Source organism: Janibacter sp. CoH_79_TC_3 (genome assembly GCF_058197955.1).
Genome location: NZ_JBXWIV010000117.1, coordinates 1 through 261, shown reverse-complemented (window position 1 = coordinate 261; position 261 = coordinate 1). Strand labels below are relative to the sequence as shown.

General features: G+C 36.4%; 1 protein-coding gene. It reads left to right on the top strand.

The features are described from left to right. Positions 1-58: 58 nt before the first annotated feature. Positions 59-261: nucleotidyltransferase family protein (locus AC2FA3_RS15315; protein ID WP_490510334.1), on the top strand; the 203-nt coding region annotated here is incomplete at its 3' end.

Genomic DNA, 261 nt, shown 5'->3' with positions numbered 1-261 from the left:
GCAAAAACTTGGAACATAAAAAATAAAATCGTATATTTGAGGCAAAAATGGAAAGATAATGAAAACGACAAACGATTATATTACCATACTTCGCAAATACCTGAGCACCAAAGCTGATGCTTATGGTATTACAAAGATTGGAATCTTTGGATCTGTGGCGAGAAACGAACAGACCGAAGACAGCGATGTTGATGTTTGTGTGGAAATGAAAAAGCCAGACTTATTTACAATGGTTCACATCAAGGAAGAACTGCAAGAGCT